Raw genomic sequence first — 17,843 nt, 5'->3', positions numbered from 1 at the left:
CCAGTAGCATCAGGTGCGGAATTTCGCCGTCATGCTCTGCAGTTCTGCTGCCAGCCGTGACAGTTCATGGCTGGCACTCTCGGTCTGTGTTGCCCCGGCTGCGGATTCCTGAGCGTTGTCGTTGATGGTCACCAGAGACCGGTTGATCTCTTCGGCAACGCTGCTCTGTTCCTCAGATGCACTTGCGATCTGGGCATTCAGATCGGTGATCCGCTTGACCGCTTCCGAAATTCGACGCAGCGCATCACCGGCCTTCTCGGCCTGTTCGCCAGTCAGTTCGGCACGCTCCTGACTCACTTTCATCGCCGTAACCGCATCACGGGTTCCCACCTGCAAGCGACCGATCACCTGCTGAATCTCTTCGGTTGACTCCTGGGTACGCTGAGCCAGTGAACGAACCTCATCCGCCACGACGGCAAAGCCGCGCCCCTGATCACCTGCACGAGCCGCTTCGATGGCGGCGTTCAGGGCCAGCAAATTGGTCTGTTCGGCAATACCGCGAATCACATCGACCACACTGCCGATACTTTCACTGTCCTGCTCCACCACGGCAATCTGTGCCGCAACCTTGCGCACCTGATCCACCAGATCACTGGTCGCACGAGACGCATCGACTACAACCCGGTTACCGGAATCGGCCTCGTCATGCGTGGCTCGCGCTTCCTGATCCGCCCGTTCGGCACTGCCAGCCACTTCCTGCACGGTCGAGACCATCTCATTCATTGCAGCCGCTACCTGCTCTACTTCGGCACGCTGGCTGTTGATGGTCTGGCTGGAATGGCTGCTGATGCTGCTCATCTCTTCTGCTGCAGCCGCCAGCTGGGTCGTCGCACCGGAGATGTGCCCTACCAGGCTTTGCATCTGGGCCAGCATCTTGTTGAAGCTGCTGGCGATATGACTGAGTTCGTTATCACCCTCGATTTCGGCACGCAGGCGCAGATCAGAATTGGTGGCAACGTTATCCATTACATCCTGTAAATGCTCAAGCGGCTGACGGATGGAGCGGTAAATCAACAGCCCCAAAAGCGCCAGCAGTACCACAATGGCGGCTGACAAGGCGATCTGGAACGTGCGCTGACGCTCATACGCACGGCGCAGCTCCTGACGCATCTGATCCGCTTCGCTCAGCTGCAGGTCAACCAGCTCCGCCACCTTTTCGCTGATCGGATCAACATCGGCGTACAGGTCGCCGTTAAAACCGTACATGTCACCATAGGTCAGGCCGTTGAGGGTCTGCAGTCGCTCAATCAGTTTCTCAATGGCATCGTCAGCTTTCCTTAACAGCCCTTCCGCTTCCTGTACCAACTGCTGTTCCCTGGAGGTCAGATCGGTAGCTGTGTAGCTTTGCCAGTCACGCTGAATATTTTCTCGGGCCCGGGTCACGACGGCCAGGCCGTCTTCGGCTTTCATCAGGCTCTTGTCGACCTTGTTTACCGTGTCGATGATGTTAACCGCATAGTTATCCGCCACGTTTTTCAGCAGCTCAAGCGGCACAATCCGGTCCACATAGAGCCGATCAATGCCTTGGTTGGCCTTGTTCAATTCAATCAGGGAAGTGATCACAATAACGAGCAAACCGATAATCGGCAGCACCGACCCCAGCACCAGTTTGCTCCTGATGGTCATTCGTTTCAGCATTTCGGGCTCCTGTCAGGCGTGCAGCAGAAGATTCAGGGCAGGTGCCGCTGAGTGATCTTTTCCTGTACAATAGACATATTAGAAGTGACTTATACGGATGAAAGTTCAAGTTCCAGCTCGTACTAAAGTAGAAGCATTATCTTGTACTATCAGTCCGGTCACAACTGTTGTATCCGTCTGCACACCCGATTCGGTGGAAGCCGTTGCAACACGACTTCCTGAAATGCATCAATAACGATGATGAAGGCATGGCTTCAATGAACAAATCTACCCTTCTTGCAGCAGCAGGCCTGCTGTTTTCCCTGCACACCACATCAGCACTGGCCGCCAGCGTCGACGCGGCCCAGCGCGCCATCGATGCCGGCGATTACGCCAAGGCTCTGTCCGAGCTGGAAAGCCTGGTCAAGAATCAGGACCCGGCTGCAATGAACCTTCAGGGCCAGATGTACGAAAACGGCTGGGGTGTTGAAAAGAACACTGACATGGCCCGCCGCTACTACGAAAGCGGTGCCCGACAGGGTCATCTGGAGAGCGTCAACAGCCTGCGTGCATTGAAAAACCGGGAATACAAAGTCGAGTTCGACCGTCTGTTGCCCGCAGCTCAGGACGGCGACGGCGACGCTCAGAACCGCATCGGCGAAATGTATGAATTTGGTCAGGGCGTTGCACGCGACAATGACGAAGCAATCAAGTGGTACCGCAAGGCCGCTGACCAAAATGTGATCACTGCCTGGCATAACCTGGGCCGCAGCTACAATTTCGGTACCGGTGTCGAGCAGGACTACGTTCAGGCTGAACAGTGGTATCGCAAGGCGGCCGAGCAGGGTCATATGGATGCCATGTTCTTCCTGGGTACGCTCTACTCCAACAGCCACGGACAGGACACCAGCGTTGACACCAATATTCTGGCCTATGCCTGGATGCACAACGCGGCTGAAATGGGCAACGGTACCGCCCGCGCCATCGAGGCACGCCTGCTGATGAAGCTGGATGAGTCACAACTGGAAGAAGCCCAGTCTCTGGCCGAGCGCTACAAGGCCAGATTCGTCACGCCATTCAAGTAATTCCATTGCCCCTGCCAGCATCGCTGGCAGGGTTTCACCCCGATCCCCCGCTGGTGCTACAATCCATCGCCAACCCAACCGATGGATCCGGACATGCCGATGCACCGCCCCTTTGCTCAAGAATTTACCGACACCTGCCCGGCCACTCTGGTCAGACGCCTGCTGGCCATGGTGTATGATGCCTTGCTGGTGATTGCGATCTGGATGATTGTAGGTGGGGTCGGTGTAATGTTGAACGATGGCGAAGCGATCAGTGCCCAGACCAGTTCAGCGGCGGCGGTCGCCCTGTTCAACTCGGCACTGTTTTGTATCACCTTTCTGTTTTTTGGCTTTTTCTGGACCCGCAATGGCCAGACACTGGGCATGCTCGCCTGGCGCCTGCGGGTTCAAACACTGGAAGGTGGCCGCCTGAGCTGGAGCAAGGCGCTGATGCGATTCCTCTGCGCCATCCCGTCCCTCGGCCTGTGCGGTATCGGCCTGTTCTGGATACTGTTCACCGATGAGCGCCTGAGCTGGCATGACCGCTGGTCAGGCAGCTGTATTGTTCAATTGCCCAAACCCGCACCAAAAAAACCGTAATCGAGCTGAAGCCTTTAACCCGCTCGCCGCAGCAGCCAGCCACCTGCCGCCATGCACAGCAACACCGGCAGCACCACCGCGATGAAGGGCGGGAAGCCAAACACGGTACTGGCCGGGCCAAGCAGATCCTGTGCAAACTTGAACAGCAGCCCGAACACAACCCCGGCAATCACCCGCTGGCCGACGGTCACGCTGCGCAACGGCCCGAAAATGAATGAAACACCGATCAGCACCAGTGCCAGAATCGCCAGCGGCTGCAGCAATTTGGTCCAGAACGCCAGCAGATAGGTATCCGCATTGACTCCCTGGGCCTGTAGATAACTCGAATAGGACCAGAGGCCACTGATTGGCAGGTCCACAGGCTCAACCACGATCACCGACAGAAGATCGGGCGTAAGTCCGCTTTTCCAGGACTCCTGAGATTGCTGCGACGCCTGAGTACGCCCTTCCATGAACTCTGTCCTGCTGACATTCTGTAACTGCCATCGATCGGACTCATAGTGTCCAATACGCGCATAGCTCGCTTCAGCCAGCTGACGGGACTCATCAAACCGATAGCGCGTGACGCCATGAATCACGCCCCCCGGCTCTACCGCATTGATATGAATGAAGAGGCGATCTTCACGGTGCCATATGCCGTAACGGGAGCTCAGCGCACCACCACCTGCCTGCGCCAGCGCTTTCAGACTCTGGGCACGCTGCTCGGTATAGGGCGCGATGAACTGACCCAGTACCAGCGCGAACAACGCCAACACCAGCACCGGCTTGAACACTGCCACAAGAATGCGTCGGGTTGAAAAACCCGCCGCCCGCATAACGGTGAGCTCACTGTGGCTGGCCAGCATACCCAGCCCGATCAAACAGCCCACCAGGCTGCTCAAGGGGATGAACTCATAGATCCGACGCGGCGTGGTCAACATCAGGTACTCGAGCACACCCGCAAAGGTATAGTGTTCATCGATATCATCCAGCTGATCAAGCAATGCCGATACAAGGTCCAGCCCGACCACCACCAGCAGCACAGCCAAAATGGCGCCAATAACATGACGGGCAATGTACCACTCCAGCTTTATCATGCGGATTTCCTCCAGCTGACGTGCGGCAGACACTTGCGGACACGATTGAACTGATGGCCCCAGAAACGTTCCGCCAGAATCAGATTGGCGGCCAGCGCCAGGAAGATCGCATGCACCAGCCACAGCAGCCACACGCCCACCTCTCCATCCTCAACGGTTGAACGCGCACTGGTCAGCAGTGAAAGGTAGAGCAGATACAAAACAATGGAAGGAATCAGTTTGGCAAAACGGCCCTGACGTGGGTTGGTTCGACTCATCGGCACCGCTATCAGTGTCACGATAAAGGCCAGCACCGGCAGGGACAGGCGCCAGTGCAGTCGGGCCTGCTCCCTCGGCTGCGTACTGTCCAGCAGGGCCAGCGTCGGCTGTGCATCCAGTTCTGTCACTTCTCGCGCCAGCTCCGCTTCGGGCAGGCTTATGCCGTATTCCCGGTAGCCGGTGCGGGTGTATTCTGCCGAGCCAGGAACACCATCAAAGCGATAGCCCTGTTTCAACACAAGAAAGCGGCCACCATATTCCGGCAACATGACGCGCTCGGCCTGCTCAGCCAGCAGGACCACCGGTTCACCGTTCTCGTTGCGCTGCGCAATGAACACCTCACGCAGGTTACCGCTTTCGCTGTCAAAGGATTCGGCATAGGTGACCTGCCGGCCGCCCGTCTGAGACTGAAAACGCCCCGGTGTCAGCAGTTCCAGTTCGCTTTTCGACTCCTGCACACTGAAGATCTCCTCCGATTTGGTCGCGCCCAGGGGGGCAAGCCAGAGCGTCATCACCGCCACCAGCAGTGCCACCAGCGAAGCAGGCCCCAGGGAATAGAGCACCAGCCTTTTTTGACTGATGCCACAGGCCCTCAGCACCACCATTTCGCTGTCGAGATAGAGACGCCCGAATGCCAGCAGGATGCCGAGGAACAGCCCCAGCGGCAGCAAGAGTTCAAGGAAACCGGGGATACGCCAAAGCAGAACCCAGAAAACGAAGGCCGCATCCAGCTTGCCGGTCGCGGCATCGGCGAGATACTTGATCAGGCGCGCACTGGTGATAATCAGCAGCAGTACAGAGGTTACAGCCAGTGTTGAGATCAACGCCTCACGGGCGAGGTAACGGAAGATAATCAAAACAGATTCCCTTTCACCGCCATGGTTTCCAATCGGAGAAATGGTTTATAGTGCGCGTTGGATCTAGCTATGAGCTGCGCGGCACAACGTTCGGCACCAGACCGGTTCCATCACCGGGATGCCTGACATCAAGCAAGCCCCGCATTATCACCCAATCAGTCTGCAATGTCTTGTACGGAGTCGTCATGGATTTTGAGATTATCAACGGCAGTGTCGAAACACTGGAAACCGAATGCCTCGTGGTTGCACTGGAAGCCGAGGGTAAACTCTGCCCCTCTGCACAGGCGATCGACACGGCTGCCAACGGCTACCTGAGCGACCTGATCAACAGTGGCGACATCAGTGGCAAGGCCGGTGAACAGCTGCTGCTGTTCAAGGTACCCGGCATCAAGGCCAATCGTGTCCTGCTGGTGGGTTTGGGCAAGCCCGAGGAACGCAAGGATCGTCACTACCGCAAGCTGATCAAGGGCATTACTGCCACCCTGAAAAAGTCGGGCATTGGCTCAGTGCTGTTTGCACTCGATGGCTGTGCCAGCGAGCAGGACGATGTGTACCGCGAAACCCGCCAGCTGGTGGAGTGGATCTCGGCTGACTTCTATCAATACGACGAGACCAAGAGCAAGAAAGCCGATCCGATCAAGCTTGAGCACATCATGATCAAGCTTGACGAAGAGGATATTGAGCTGGGCGAAGGCGCTCTGCTTGATGGCGTGGCCATCGCCAACGGCGTTGATACAGCCCGCGAAGTGGGCAACCTGCCGGGCAACATCTGCACGCCCGTCTATCTGGCCGAGCGGGCACAGGCGCTGGCGGAAGAGTTCGATGAACTGAAGGTCAGTGTGCTGGATGAAGAGCAGATGGCCGAGCTGGGCATGAACGCACTGCTGGCCGTTGGCAAGGGCAGCGCCCAGCCTTCGCAGCTGATCGTGATCGAATACCGCGGTGGCGAGGACGGCGAAAAGCCCCACGTACTGGTCGGCAAGGGCATCACCTTTGACACTGGCGGCATCAGCCTGAAGCCCGGTGCCGGCATGGACGAGATGAAATTCGACATGTGCGGTGCAGCCAGCGTACTCGGCACCATGGAAGCGCTCGCCGAAATGCAGCTGCCGATCAACGTGGTCGGGGTGATCGCCGCCGCCGAGAACATGCCGGGCAGTCAGGCTACCAAGCCGGGTGACATCGTCACCACCATGTCGGGGCAGACCGTTGAGATCCTCAACACCGATGCCGAAGGGCGTTTGGTGCTGTGCGATGCGCTGACCTATGTCGGCCGCTTCGAACCCCAGTCCGTGGTCGACATCGCAACCCTGACAGGTGCCTGCATCATCGCCCTGGGCCATCAGGCCACCGGCGTTCTGTCCAACAACGAATCATTGGCAACCGCTCTGCTCGAAGCCGGCGAATACGCCGCTGACCGTGGCTGGCCGCTGCCGCTGTGGGACGAGTTCCAGGAGCAGCTGGACTCCAACTTTGCCGATATCGCCAATATCGGTGGCCGTGCGGCCGGCACCATCACCGCCGCCTGCTTCCTGTCACGCTTCACCAAGGAGTACAACTGGGCGCACCTGGACATTGCCGGTGTGGCCTGGAACAGCCATGGCAAGGAAAAGGGCGCGACCGGCCGTTGTGTACCCATGCTGTGCCAGTATCTGCTGGATCTGGCTGAGCAGGTTGAGATCGACGAGCACGATCACGACCACGGGGAATAAGCGTGTCCCGCGCAGACTATTACATTCTGCCGGACACCGAGCCCGAAAGCCGGGCGGCCTTTCTGTGCCGCCTGTGCGAAAAGATCCTCGGGCTCGGTATGCGCGTGTTCATCAGTACCGAGCATGAGGCCGCGGCACGTCAGCTGGATCAACAGCTGTGGACAGCACGGCCGCAGAGCTTCGTGCCTCATACCCTGTTGAATGGACAGCCGGACTCGCCAATCGAGATCGGCTGGGGTGAGCAGTTGCCGGATCATCGTGAGGTATTCGTCAACCTGTCTAACCGGCTTCCCGATACAGCCTTTGAATTCGAACGCATTGTCGAAGTGGTGATTCAGACACCTGACGTTCTGGCGGCTACGCGTGACAACTATGCGCGCTGCCGTGACCGTGGCCTTGAGCTGCACCGAACCGACATGCGTCAACGCAGCTGAGTTACCTATACTGCATCCGTGACACAAGGAGCCCTGCCGGATGAAAAAGCTGCTTACCTTCCTGTTGTTATTGATCCTTGCCGGCGTGGCCCTTTACTGGTTCAACCGGCCCAAACCCATTGAAGTCCGACTGACCTCCGTTGCAACCGGCGTTGTGGAACAGCTCGCCGCCAACAGCCGCGCCGGCACCGTGCGTGCCTGCCGTCGCTCACGTCTATCGATGCCTCAGGGTGGTCGGGTGGAACGCCTGCTGGTAGAAGAAGGCGATCACGTAGAACAGGGACAGCCACTGCTTGAACTCTGGAACGCTGACCTCAAGGCGCGCCTTGAAGAGGTTGCGGCCACGCTGAAGGCCCGTGAGATTCATACCGCAGCGGTGTGCCATACAGCTGCCCTGGCACAGCGTGAGGCCCGCAGAACCGAATCGCTGGCCCGCGACCGGCTTGCCTCAGACGAGCTGTTGGACCAGCGCCAAACCGAAGCACGCCGCTCGGCACTGGCATGCGAAGAAGCGCAGGCACTGACAGAACAGGCCCGCGCCACGCTCAAACTGCATCAGGTACTGCTCGACAACACGGTCCTGAAGGCTCCCTTTGGTGGTGTGGTCGCCGAGATCAATGGTGAAGTGGGCGAATATGTCACACCTTCCCCGCCGGGGGTGCCAACACCACCTGCCGTGGATCTGATCGATGACAGCTGCCTGTATGTTCGCGCCCCCATCGATGAAGTCGAGGCCGCACGGCTCGCGGTGGGTCAGTCGGTGCGTATCAGCCTGGATGCCTTTCGGGGCCAGAGTTTTGCCGGCGAGGTCTCGCGCATTGCGCCCTTTGTCTCCGAGCTGGAAAAGCAGGCCCGCACCGTCGATGTGGACGTTCGCTTCACCCCGCCACCCACCGATGCCCATCTTCTGGTGGGCTACAGTGCCGATATCGAAGTGATCATCGAACGGCGCGACAACGCCCTGCGTGTGCCGACTGAAACCCTGCTGCAGGGCAATCGAGTGCTGCGCCATGACGACGACAGCGGCACTCTGCATGCCGTGCAACTCAAGACAGGGCTGAGCAACTGGACCTGGACTGAAGTGGTTGAGGGCCTTGAAGCCGGCGATCGCATTCTGCGATCACTGGACAGCGGCGCGGGCGAAGGCACCCGGGTGGTACCGGCACCATGATCCGGCTGCAACAACTGTGCAAGCGTTACCAGCTGGGGGACGAACCGGTACAGGCGCTGGACCATGTGGACCTTGAGATCGAAGCCGGTGAATATCTCTCCGTCATGGGCCCCTCCGGCTCCGGCAAGTCCACCCTGCTGAACATGCTGGGCCTGCTCGATACACCCGACAGTGGCCGCTACTGGCTCGATGGCACGGACATGACGATGCTGAAAGAGGAAGCCAGAGCCGCCGAGCGCAATCGCCGCATCGGCTTTGTGTTTCAGGCCTACCATCTGATTGACCGCCTGACCGCACGCGAAAATATTGAACTGCCACTGGTGTTGACCGGCACCGAGCCGGCCGAGCGCCGACCACGGGTGGACGAGCTGCTCACACGGCTGGGGCTGGAGCGCCACGCCAACCACCTGCCCCATCAACTCTCCGGCGGCCAGCGGCAGCGTGTAGCCATCGCCCGCGCCGTAATCCGCAAACCCGGTCTGCTGCTGGCAGACGAACCTACCGGCAACCTCGACAGCCACTCGGGACAGGATGTGATCGAACTGTTGGAAGAGCTGAACACGGATGGCATCACCCTTGTGGTCGTTACCCACGATGCCGCCATGGGCCAGCGGGCACGGCGCAGGCTCTGGATGCAGGATGGCCGTCTGCTGAAGGATGAGCGAGATGCAGGTCACTGATCTGATCCGGTTCAACCTGCGCCTGTTGACGGGGCAATGGTTCCGTACCCTCATGACCCTGTTGGCCACGGCGGTCGGTGTCTCGGCCGTGCTGCTGTTGACCGGTATGGGGGAAGGGGCGCGCCGCTTCGTGCTGGAAGAGTTCAGCCTGCTGGGCAATGATGTGCTGATCGTACTACCCGGCCGCAAGGAAACCACTGGCGGCCTGCCGCCTCTGACCGGCGAAGGCACGCGGGACCTCACGCTGGATGATGCCCGAGCGGTACTGGGACTGCCGGGGGTCAGGGCTGTCGCTCCGCTGATCGTTGGACTGACGCAGGCGGAAGCCAACGGCCGCAACCGGGAGCTGATGGTAGTCGGCACCAGTGCGGCATTTTTCCAGATTCGACAGCTCAGCGCCGCCCAGGGACGCCTGTTGCCCGCGCTGGAGCTGGAGCGAGCCGAGCCGGTCTGCGTCATCGGCCAGGGCGTGCGAGATGACCTGTTCGACCAGACGCCGGCGCTGGGTCGCTGGCTGCGCACCGCTGACCGACGCTGCCGCGTCATTGGCGTGCTGGAGAACCGTGGCGTTTCCCTTGGAACCGACATGAGCGAGGCGGTGATCATCCCGGTCGCCAGCGCACAGCAACTGTTCGATACCCAGGGGCTGTTCCGACTGTTCGTGCAGGTTCGCCATGTTGACATGACCAATGATCTGAAGCCGGCCATTCTTGATCTGATCCAGGCACGCCATCAGGGTGAGCGGGACGTCACTCTGATCACGCAGGATAGCCTGCTGGGCGTGTTCAATGACATTCTGCAACTGCTGACACTGGCGGTAGGCGCCATTGCGGCTATCAGTTTGGTGGTCGCCGGCATTCTGATCATGAACATCACCCTGATCAGCGTCAGCCAGCGCACCTCGGAGATCGGGCTGCTCAAGGCACTGGGCGCCAGTGAACGTCAGGTGCACCGTCTGTTTCTCAGCGAGGCGCTGATGATGGCACTGCTGGGTGCCGCGCTGGGCGTACTGGTCGGTTATGCGCTGCTCTGGACCGGTCACTGGCTCTGGCCACAGTTCCCGGTATCGGTTCCGGGGTGGGCGCTGGCCGGGGCCATTCTGCTGGCCATCACAGTGGCATTGCTGTTTGCCTGGCTGCCGGCACGCAAGGCCGCCCGCCTGCCCCCCGTTCTGGCACTCAAGGGCATTACCGATGCGCAGCGCTGACTATATCCGCCTGACCCTGACCAGCCTGCGCGCCAGCCGCATGCGCAGCAGCCTGACCATTCTGGGCATCGCCATCGGCATCTGTGCGGTGGTGCTGCTGACGACGCTGGGCGCGGGCATTCGGCTCTATGTACTGGAAAACTTTTCCCAGTTCGGCACCCGCATCATCGCCATCAACCCGGGAAAATCCCAGACCGGCGGCACAGGAGGCCTGCTTGCCAGCACCCGCCCCCTGCTGGTCGAGGATGCCTGGAGCCTGCAGTCCCTGCCCTTTGTGGAGCATGTGGTTCCGGTGGTTCAGGGCAGCGGCGCCATTGAGTTCGGCCGGCGTGTACGCCACACCGACATTATCGGCAGCGGCAGCGATATGGCCGCGGCCTGGCGCTTCGAGATCGCTCAGGGACGCTTTCTGCCCGACAGTCGCAACGGTTATCCACAGCCCTGGGCAGTACTGGGTCACAAGGTCAAACAGGAACTCTTTGGCACACAGAATGCGCTTGGCCAGTTCATCCGCGTGGGGGGCGAACGCTACCGGGTGGTGGGTGTCATGACCGAGAAGGGGCAGATGCTGGGCTTCGATCTGGACGACATCGTCTACATCCCGGTGGAGCGCGCCCTGAGCCTGTTCAACCGCAGCGGCCTGATGGAAATCGACGTGACCTATCGGCCCGGGATCAGCGCATCCGCCATGGCCGAACAGGTCCGCCAACGACTGATTGATCGGCATGGTGTCGAGGACTTTTCCCTCATCACCCAGGATGAAATGCTGAAAAGCCTTGATCGTATCCTCGGCATCCTGACACTGGCCGTCGGTGGACTGGGCGGCATCTCCCTGCTGGTCGGCGCCATCGGCATCGTGACCATCATGGTCACTACCGTACATGAACGTCGGGCCGAAATCGGCCTGTTGCGCGCCGTTGGCGCAACCCGTCGACAGGTGATGTGGCTGTTTCTGGGTGAAGCCGTACTGCTCGCGCTGACTGGTGGCATTGCCGGCATATTGATCAGTGTTGCCGCACTGATGCTGCTAGCCCTGGCCATGCCGGATCTACCTGTTCAGTTGTCGTTTTTCTACCTGCTGCTGGCCTTGCTGCTGTCAGCACTGGTCGGGTTGGTATCAGGCGTACTGCCCGCCCGCAATGCCGCAAAGCTTAACCCGGTGGTGGCATTGCAAAGCGAGTAAACGCTGCTCAGCGATACTGCCTTCTGGTCGTATTGTGGCCCAAAGCAGACGCTAGTAGCGTTATAAAATGTCCAGTAATAGCGGTTGGTTATACTTTTTGGAGCAGCTCAACCATTCTGTTAATCACGGACAATATTCTTTGGTGAAACTGTTAAGGTTCCTACATGCGGCCTCTAAGCCTGAAACATACCTATGATTGTGTTTTCGAGTTTGTCTGATAGACGTGGGCACATTTGTGAATATGCTGGTTCCTCTCGCAATGCTTGTACAGGTTACGCACCCCGGCAGACCGGTAATGAAAGCCACGCTCTCCCCATATGAGCCAAACAAGAGCCTGCCCGGACTCAGTCAAGTAGCTGTTAAGCAAGTCACTACGCAGATAGCTGAAAGAACCGCTGATATGTGAATCATCCTTTCCGACTTCGCGGTATAAGGAAGCCACACCTGAAGTATCATGCAAGTCCCATTGGTTGGCATGATATCTGAGACTAAAAGCTTCACAGAGCCGTTTAGAGGGCAGTTTCGCGCCGCTGCTCTGGTTCAGTGCACTGTGATAACTTTCCCAGTTATACTTCTGCACTGGGATGTTGACCGCCACGCCATTGTTTGACCAATGATCAGCGGATACCATGTATTCGTAGCCATTCCCTTCTTGCTCATCAGAGGCTGGCTGTCCGGGTATTGAGTGTAAAGGCATTTCACCCGCATAGGTGTAGTAGTAGGTTGGCTCCTCAGGAATTGCGGAGTTTCCGGGATATTCAAGATCTGTAAACAATGTGCAAAGCCGGTCAACTTCTCCTCTGTCCACGAGCACACCTCGAAAAAAGGTAAAAATCTGTCGGTCATCATCGTGAGAGTTCTGTTCAAGAAATCCGTCAAGTACAACCCAGGGGCCCGTCAGGCCTTCAATCTCAGTGATCTCGAGGATGTTTCCGTAGTCTGGTCGCGGACCGTTCACAACCCAGTCGCCAGTATCTGTAGGCTGGCCGCTGAACAAGTCTGGGAGTTGCAGGTCGATGCACACAGCCTCAGGTGGAAATGTCGGGTCGATATCCACGTCTGAGGGTCGTCCTTTTCGCCACTCGTCAAGAAGGCCCTTCGCATTCCGGACACCCCACATTTCAAAGTAAGCAATCCAGCTGTACTTCTTCCCATATCGATCTACCTTGTACCTATCACTTCCCATGCGTGGGCCTGGATTCATTTGCCGATCAACAGGTTCGAACAGCTGGGGGTCATAGCCAAGCATAAGCATTCGGGAAACGATTTCCGTCAGAACCTGCTGATAGTCTGTGTTGCTGTAGTCGTAATTCGGCCGACTTGGAATCAGGCCTCCGATCGTGTAGTTGCCAAAATCCATCCGAATCGCTGAATCCTTCGCGTATTCGATCATTTCCGAGTTGTATTGTGGCAAGCTGTCAAAAGGGTTGGGTAGATTGCTAAGTGGTGGAAGCAGGTAAGCTGTCTCCTCCTTAGACAAGCAAGTTGGATCAACTATTCTTGCGATAGCGATGATCCCCTGGCAATACTGCTGGTATAGAGCATGCCAAGTTGGATGCGTAGCGCCAGGCGCGAATATCACTTGATAAATATCACGGGCCAATCTGGGCAGTGCCTCACGCACCTCTACAGCATTAATATCCGACCACGTGGTCAGCGCCACACCATAGGCCGCTGCGAACATGCGTTCGGGGACGTATGGATCTGAAATGGCAATTGCCTCTACTGCCAGCTGAAAAAACTCCGCTGGCCGTTTGGCAGAAAACTCGTATAGAGTTTTGGTAGCTACATCACGAAGTCTTCTATGTGTAGACGTCAGCGTCCACATCACCCAGCGCGCTCGCCGAGTTTCTCGCTCGTCTAGGCACCCCGATTTCCATCTGTCAGACAGAAATTTGAAGTCGTTTTCAACTTCCTCAGACTTCTCGCGAACCCACTCCGACCAGACAAGATCACGCTGTGTATTGGACATACCGGAAAGCACACCGTGCAAGAAGTCCATGTCAAACGGATGTGCCCGGGCTGCCCTGATACTTCGAAGCCTAGTGAAAGCAATTTGAGCGAACTGCTTAGAGTTTTGCATCGCACGGGCGAACTGTTCTACCGTTTCTCTCCCGATGTATCTTGGATCTGATTGCGCCGTCAGCAACAGAGCGTTCATGATGAGGTGATCGTCAGACAAATCTTGCCAAAGCTGACGCCTGTTACGGCGTTGCGGATACAAACCAACCAGAGCCCGGAACACGTCATAGGCGAAGGTATGCGATCCAGGTTCGCGGAATTGGAACTGCGCACGCCCTTCATCGCTTCGTAGCCATTTCGCCAAGTCGGGACTGTCAAGCAGGTGGCGCGCCATCATATGTCCGGCCATTAGATCGTATGAAAATGCGATCCCTTGTCCGCCATCTTCAAAAATCGTTCGAACAAGGACACCTTCGGATTCTAGCGCTCGAATGACGCTGACATCCCAGCCCATATCACGAACTGCCTTCCGAGCAGCGTTAAACTCCACGCTTCTCGCATTTCCTTCCCAGAGGAGACTTGCGATCTTCAGCAGAGCATCCTGAACATCATCCTGATAGATACGATGTGCTGTCGGTGAAAGCTCGGCGACTCTTGCGGCTACACGATTGAAGTGTTCTTCGAACAGGCTTGCAAGAGAGCTGGGCAATGCCTCCACCCCGACAAGGTGCTGACGACTCGCGTTCGCCACCTCACAAAATACTCTTAGCGTCAAAGGGTGCTGTAAGAACTCGATTGGTAGGTCTGCGTCGGTGGCGTCGATCCTGTAGTGCTTAAAGTACTTGTCGATGGCCGTTTGCGGGTTTTCCTGAAACCCGTTGTGCTCAAGCTTGGGAAACTCCTCCGGCAGGCACATCGGCGCGAACTCATTGCGGAGAGTGACAACCAACAAGACGTGCGGAAAGTCTTTGAGCAGCTCGTCTGCTCGTGCGAGCTCATCCTTCCAATTTCTCGGATCTTCGGCTTCATTCAGACCGTCGATGACAATTGGGAGGCGTTTGCCTGCTCGCTGCCCTGCCGCATCTACAGCCTCAACCAACCGGTCGAAGCTCTCCGCCGACCTGCCAGAAATTTTGAAGGAAGACACAAGCTGGTCAAGTCCTTGGCCTGAGTGAAGATTTTTGCCCAGAAGCAAAACACCACCGGGGACATCTCCGTCCGGCTGTGTGACCTTGACGGCAAGCTCGGATTTTCCTTCGCCTGCAGCTGCAAGTATAGCTAAGCCCCGAACGCTGATTGACTGTTCCAAGCTGAGCCGCACCGACGTAACTGCGTGGATGTCTGCGACTAAGTTCGCGATTAACGGTGCTCCGGCTGAACGCACCCCACGCAATTTGGAGAGCAGTCTGTCGTAACGTACTGGCTGCGAAGGATTTGTTACCAGTATTTGCTGAACTGAGTCGAAGTCACCCTTACCAAGCATCTCATGCAGTCTATCAAGCAGGTCAGCCAGCCCTGTAGCACGAACCAAGAGCGAGTCGACTTCAGCCTTGAGTACGGTATTGAGTTGCTCTACGAGTGAAGTAATGGCAGAGCAATTGGTTTTGAGTGCACTTGAAAGCTTCTCCAGTGAGTCCCACGCGCTCTGGCCACCCAAATGCTTGAGAATCTTATCCTCTGTTCCAACAACTACATGAACTTCCGGCTGGTACCGGCGGTTGAATGGCGCAGCAGCGAGCCTATACTGCTCAGCAAGTAGCGCAGGCGTGAGAACGAGTTCACCGAAGTAGGTTTCTCGAAGTAGTGCTCCCGGGCCAACCAATAGGTCCTCAATGTCGGTTGCTGTTAGCAATTCCAGCTTCAACTCAGGGCAATCGCTTTTTTCAAGCCCAAAGAACCAGTCTTGATCCCCTTTGGTCAGCGTGTGATGTGTCCATAACTTCCAATCGGTTACACCCGGGACATGTTTTCGAGTCTTCTTTATGCCATCGATAATCTTGCTACGGCGTGCTGCACCCAGCTGTTCTCCGTTCCGCAGCTCATACCACTTGCATTGCCAGCCAATCCAGCGTGGCGGTGTTCCAAGCTCACAAGGTTCGGTCAGTTCAAGATGAAATTCCACACCAGGTTGGTTTGCGAGCTGCTTAAAGCTACCGAAGCATCCGTAGTGCCGGCGAATTAGAGCACGGCAAAGCTTCTCGAAATTTACATCTGCGGCACCAGGTAATTTGCTGAATACGTCCCAATTTGCTTCAGGCATTGGCGTTTTCCTTTTCAGCTATCGTCGTTTGAATCAAGCGGATAGTCGTGCGCCGAGAAGACTTCGACCTTCGCCCCGGCCTCAATAAAGAGCTTCAAGAACGCGGATACATCAGCCTCGTCTGTCGTTACTGTGATTCTATTGTTTGCACGATCAAGGCGATGGTCTGATACCAGCTGCCCAAGCTCACTTGGCCCTAAGGTATGGAGGTTGAGGCTCCAGAGCAACGAGAGCATCTCATCTGAAAATTTCTGATCCTCTGGACTAGCGAAAGGGATAGATTCACAGTCGTCCTTCAAAGACTGAGCGCTGAGCTTGTCAATGTCTTTCTCCACTTTCTCTGCATCTTGCTCTCGTTTGAACTTCCCTATCAGAACCAGGTTCATCGAATGCTCAGAGCTGTATCCGTTCCAAATTTTCATGACGGGGTATCCTGTATAATCTCGACAGTATTCGTGAGTTGTTTAAGCGACGACATAACTCCGGCATCACCAATCTTCGCACCGATGTGGGAGTATGAGCTCGCGCGAAGCACGCCGGATGCGTCTATGTGTGCATAGGACTTAAGGCCACGCTCACCGGGAAGCGGGTCGCACGTAGGAAGCCCTAATGCACCCGCCTCACTAACTGCAAGGCGCACCTTGCCTCTATAGCTGGAGACCCAGTTCTGAAGGTCTTGGTTGACCACTTCATTCACACTTGCTACCGAGGAGGTTGCTTGCTGCGGTAGCAACAGCAATTCGCTAGCTCCTGCCTTTTCCGCGAGCTCGCTTATCGCGTCAAGCTCTGGAACCGTCTGCTCGTTGACCACGACGTTGATCCCAAAGGGCGACAAGTCAGCAATCAGCTCAATGCCTTGAAGTAGGCTGAAAAATGGTTTCCCTCGCTGCTCTTCATACGTCTGACCTACCCCATCAACGCTGATGCGTGCGAAGTGGATTGAGCCCTTGAGGCATTCGACTAGCTGCGACGTCAGGTGATGACCATGAGTCGTGAATGTAACCGCGAGTTGAGTCTCTCCCGCAGCTCGTTTACATATCTCAACGAAATCAGGGTGCAGCGTGGGTTCGCCACCTCCAAACCCAACGCCTAGGCACCCCTCAGCATCCAGCTCTTTTAACCAGGTGAGTACTTGTTCTAGATGCAGCGCCGCTTTGTGCTTCGGCGCGTAGCAGTACACGCATTGAAGGTCACAAACATTAGTGAGTGCAATGGATACCTGGCGTGGTGATAACGACCAAGCCTCCTTTTCCGGGCGTAATTCGTCTAGCAGGACATTTAGGCCTGAATGTCGATCGAATATGTGTAACCCGTTTGGGCTAATTCTGGACTTCATAGGGGTTTATCACAGTAAGCAGGTTTCTTTGAGTGGGGTACTGGCCCCGCCTGTACCCTCTGGCAGCTGTTGACGATCTTGTCATCTAAACGACTCTTTGAGACAGAGTCTGCATGCTATTTCTAGCTATTCGATGACATATGCTGCTTACCATAATAATTCTCCCCCCCAGCGCCATCGCAGCGGGAGAAAGTTGTGATGTTGAGTGAGATGCCCCGTCAGCAATATGTGCTGGTAATGGTTGGTTGTGAGTCATAGCTATTTTCCTCCGTTGAAAATGAGCGTACGCATATGTATTTACCGTGCGCAATCTATCCCGCAACGGCCAGTCTATATTTATCTGATACTGGGTGATTTTACCGCGTCTTACCAGCCAAGAATGAGTCAGCGCAGTGAGAAAAAACACCTAATGCGTTTGTCATTTAT

Annotated in this window: 14 protein-coding genes; 8 read left to right on the top strand and 6 right to left on the bottom strand. The window is 56.8% G+C overall.

Going from position 1 to position 17,843, the window contains the following annotated elements; genetic code table 11:
- Positions 1 to 9: 9 nt before the first annotated feature.
- Positions 10 to 1,638: a methyl-accepting chemotaxis protein gene (locus ABIE60_RS09905; protein ID WP_354469243.1), complete on the bottom strand. Its 1,629-nt coding sequence runs from the start codon at positions 1,636 to 1,638 to the stop codon at positions 10 to 12.
- A 257-nt stretch (positions 1,639 to 1,895) separates the two neighbouring features.
- Between ABIE60_RS09905 and ABIE60_RS09900 the strand changes: the two genes are divergently transcribed.
- Entirely contained in the window at positions 1,896 to 2,702 is an 807-nt protein-coding gene (locus ABIE60_RS09900; RefSeq protein WP_354469242.1) for a tetratricopeptide repeat protein, read from the top strand.
- A 93-nt stretch (positions 2,703 to 2,795) separates the two neighbouring features.
- Positions 2,796 to 3,281, top strand: coding sequence for an RDD family protein (locus ABIE60_RS09895; protein ID WP_354469241.1), 486 nt, complete (start codon positions 2,796 to 2,798; stop codon positions 3,279 to 3,281).
- Positions 3,282 to 3,295: 14 nt separating this feature from the next.
- On the opposite strand, the gene lptG is transcribed toward ABIE60_RS09895, so the two are convergent.
- On the bottom strand, positions 3,296 to 4,357 hold the full coding sequence (lptG, locus tag ABIE60_RS09890; protein ID WP_354469240.1) for an LPS export ABC transporter permease LptG: 1,062 nt from the start codon (positions 4,355 to 4,357) through the stop codon (positions 3,296 to 3,298).
- Complete coding sequence (gene lptF / locus ABIE60_RS09885) at positions 4,354 to 5,472, bottom strand: LPS export ABC transporter permease LptF (RefSeq protein ID WP_354469239.1); 1,119 nt, start codon at positions 5,470 to 5,472, stop codon at positions 4,354 to 4,356. Before lptF ends, lptG begins: the two co-directional genes overlap by 4 nt.
- Positions 5,473 to 5,657: 185 nt before the next feature.
- Here lptF and ABIE60_RS09880 point away from each other — a divergent pair, with 185 nt between their 5' ends.
- The 6 genes from ABIE60_RS09880 to ABIE60_RS09855 are packed head-to-tail and all read left to right on the top strand — an operon-like array spanning position 5,658 to position 11,859.
- On the top strand, positions 5,658 to 7,184 hold the full coding sequence (locus ABIE60_RS09880; RefSeq protein ID WP_354469238.1) for a leucyl aminopeptidase: 1,527 nt from the start codon (positions 5,658 to 5,660) through the stop codon (positions 7,182 to 7,184).
- Positions 7,185 to 7,186: 2 nt separating this feature from the next.
- Entirely contained in the window at positions 7,187 to 7,618 is a 432-nt protein-coding gene (locus tag ABIE60_RS09875; protein ID WP_354469237.1) for a DNA polymerase III subunit chi, read from the top strand.
- A 40-nt stretch (positions 7,619 to 7,658) separates the two neighbouring features.
- Complete coding sequence (locus ABIE60_RS09870; RefSeq protein WP_354469236.1) at positions 7,659 to 8,789, top strand: efflux RND transporter periplasmic adaptor subunit; 1,131 nt, start codon at positions 7,659 to 7,661, stop codon at positions 8,787 to 8,789.
- On the top strand, positions 8,786 to 9,469 hold the full coding sequence (locus ABIE60_RS09865; protein WP_354469235.1) for an ABC transporter ATP-binding protein: 684 nt from the start codon (positions 8,786 to 8,788) through the stop codon (positions 9,467 to 9,469). Before ABIE60_RS09870 ends, ABIE60_RS09865 begins: the two co-directional genes overlap by 4 nt.
- Positions 9,456 to 10,676 carry an ABC transporter permease gene (locus tag ABIE60_RS09860; protein ID WP_354469234.1) on the top strand — a complete coding sequence of 407 codons (1,221 nt, stop codon included), beginning with the start codon at positions 9,456 to 9,458 and terminating at the stop codon, positions 10,674 to 10,676. The genes ABIE60_RS09865 and ABIE60_RS09860 overlap by 14 nt, the downstream gene beginning before the upstream one ends.
- The gene (locus tag ABIE60_RS09855; protein ID WP_354469233.1) at positions 10,663 to 11,859 is read left to right on the top strand and encodes an ABC transporter permease; all 1,197 of its coding nucleotides are present in this window, start codon (positions 10,663 to 10,665) and stop codon (positions 11,857 to 11,859) included. The genes ABIE60_RS09860 and ABIE60_RS09855 overlap by 14 nt, the downstream gene beginning before the upstream one ends.
- A gap of 190 nt (positions 11,860 to 12,049) precedes the next feature.
- Here ABIE60_RS09855 and ABIE60_RS09850 read toward each other — a convergent pair whose 3' ends face one another.
- The 3 genes from ABIE60_RS09850 to ABIE60_RS09840 are packed head-to-tail and all read right to left on the bottom strand — an operon-like array spanning position 12,050 to position 17,417.
- Entirely contained in the window at positions 12,050 to 16,081 is a 4,032-nt protein-coding gene (locus tag ABIE60_RS09850; protein ID WP_354469232.1) for an NACHT domain-containing protein, read from the bottom strand.
- Between the two features lie 14 nt (positions 16,082 to 16,095).
- Positions 16,096 to 16,503, bottom strand: coding sequence for a DUF6375 family protein (locus tag ABIE60_RS09845; RefSeq protein WP_354469231.1), 408 nt, complete (start codon positions 16,501 to 16,503; stop codon positions 16,096 to 16,098).
- On the bottom strand, positions 16,500 to 17,417 hold the full coding sequence (locus tag ABIE60_RS09840; protein WP_354469230.1) for a radical SAM protein: 918 nt from the start codon (positions 17,415 to 17,417) through the stop codon (positions 16,500 to 16,502). The genes ABIE60_RS09845 and ABIE60_RS09840 overlap by 4 nt, the downstream gene beginning before the upstream one ends.
- Positions 17,418 to 17,843: the final 426 nt, after the last annotated feature.

The sequence above is a fragment of the Marinobacterium sp. MBR-109 genome (genome assembly GCF_040547565.1).
In the GTDB taxonomy this organism is placed as follows: Bacteria; Pseudomonadota; Gammaproteobacteria; order Pseudomonadales; family Balneatricaceae; genus Marinobacterium.
This window is presented reverse-complemented; position numbering and strand designations above follow the sequence as displayed.

What these genes read in the sequence shown, in the direction of transcription:
- ABIE60_RS09905 (WP_354469243.1), bottom strand. Translation starts at nt 1,638, where the DNA reads ATGCTGAAACGAATGACCATCAGGAGCAAACTGGTGCTGGGGTCGGTG.
- ABIE60_RS09900 (WP_354469242.1), top strand. Translation starts at nt 1,896, where the DNA reads ATGAACAAATCTACCCTTCTTGCAGCAGCAGGCCTGCTGTTTTCCCTG.
- ABIE60_RS09895 (WP_354469241.1), top strand. Translation starts at nt 2,796, where the DNA reads ATGCCGATGCACCGCCCCTTTGCTCAAGAATTTACCGACACCTGCCCG.
- lptG (WP_354469240.1), bottom strand. Translation starts at nt 4,357, where the DNA reads ATGATAAAGCTGGAGTGGTACATTGCCCGTCATGTTATTGGCGCCATT.
- ABIE60_RS09880 (WP_354469238.1), top strand. Translation starts at nt 5,658, where the DNA reads ATGGATTTTGAGATTATCAACGGCAGTGTCGAAACACTGGAAACCGAA.
- ABIE60_RS09870 (WP_354469236.1), top strand. Translation starts at nt 7,659, where the DNA reads ATGAAAAAGCTGCTTACCTTCCTGTTGTTATTGATCCTTGCCGGCGTG.
- ABIE60_RS09865 (WP_354469235.1), top strand. Translation starts at nt 8,786, where the DNA reads ATGATCCGGCTGCAACAACTGTGCAAGCGTTACCAGCTGGGGGACGAA.
- ABIE60_RS09860 (WP_354469234.1), top strand. Translation starts at nt 9,456, where the DNA reads ATGCAGGTCACTGATCTGATCCGGTTCAACCTGCGCCTGTTGACGGGG.
- ABIE60_RS09855 (WP_354469233.1), top strand. Translation starts at nt 10,663, where the DNA reads ATGCGCAGCGCTGACTATATCCGCCTGACCCTGACCAGCCTGCGCGCC.
- ABIE60_RS09850 (WP_354469232.1), bottom strand. Translation starts at nt 16,081, where the DNA reads ATGCCTGAAGCAAATTGGGACGTATTCAGCAAATTACCTGGTGCCGCA.
- ABIE60_RS09845 (WP_354469231.1), bottom strand. Translation starts at nt 16,503, where the DNA reads ATGAAAATTTGGAACGGATACAGCTCTGAGCATTCGATGAACCTGGTT.
- ABIE60_RS09840 (WP_354469230.1), bottom strand. Translation starts at nt 17,417, where the DNA reads ATGAAGTCCAGAATTAGCCCAAACGGGTTACACATATTCGATCGACAT.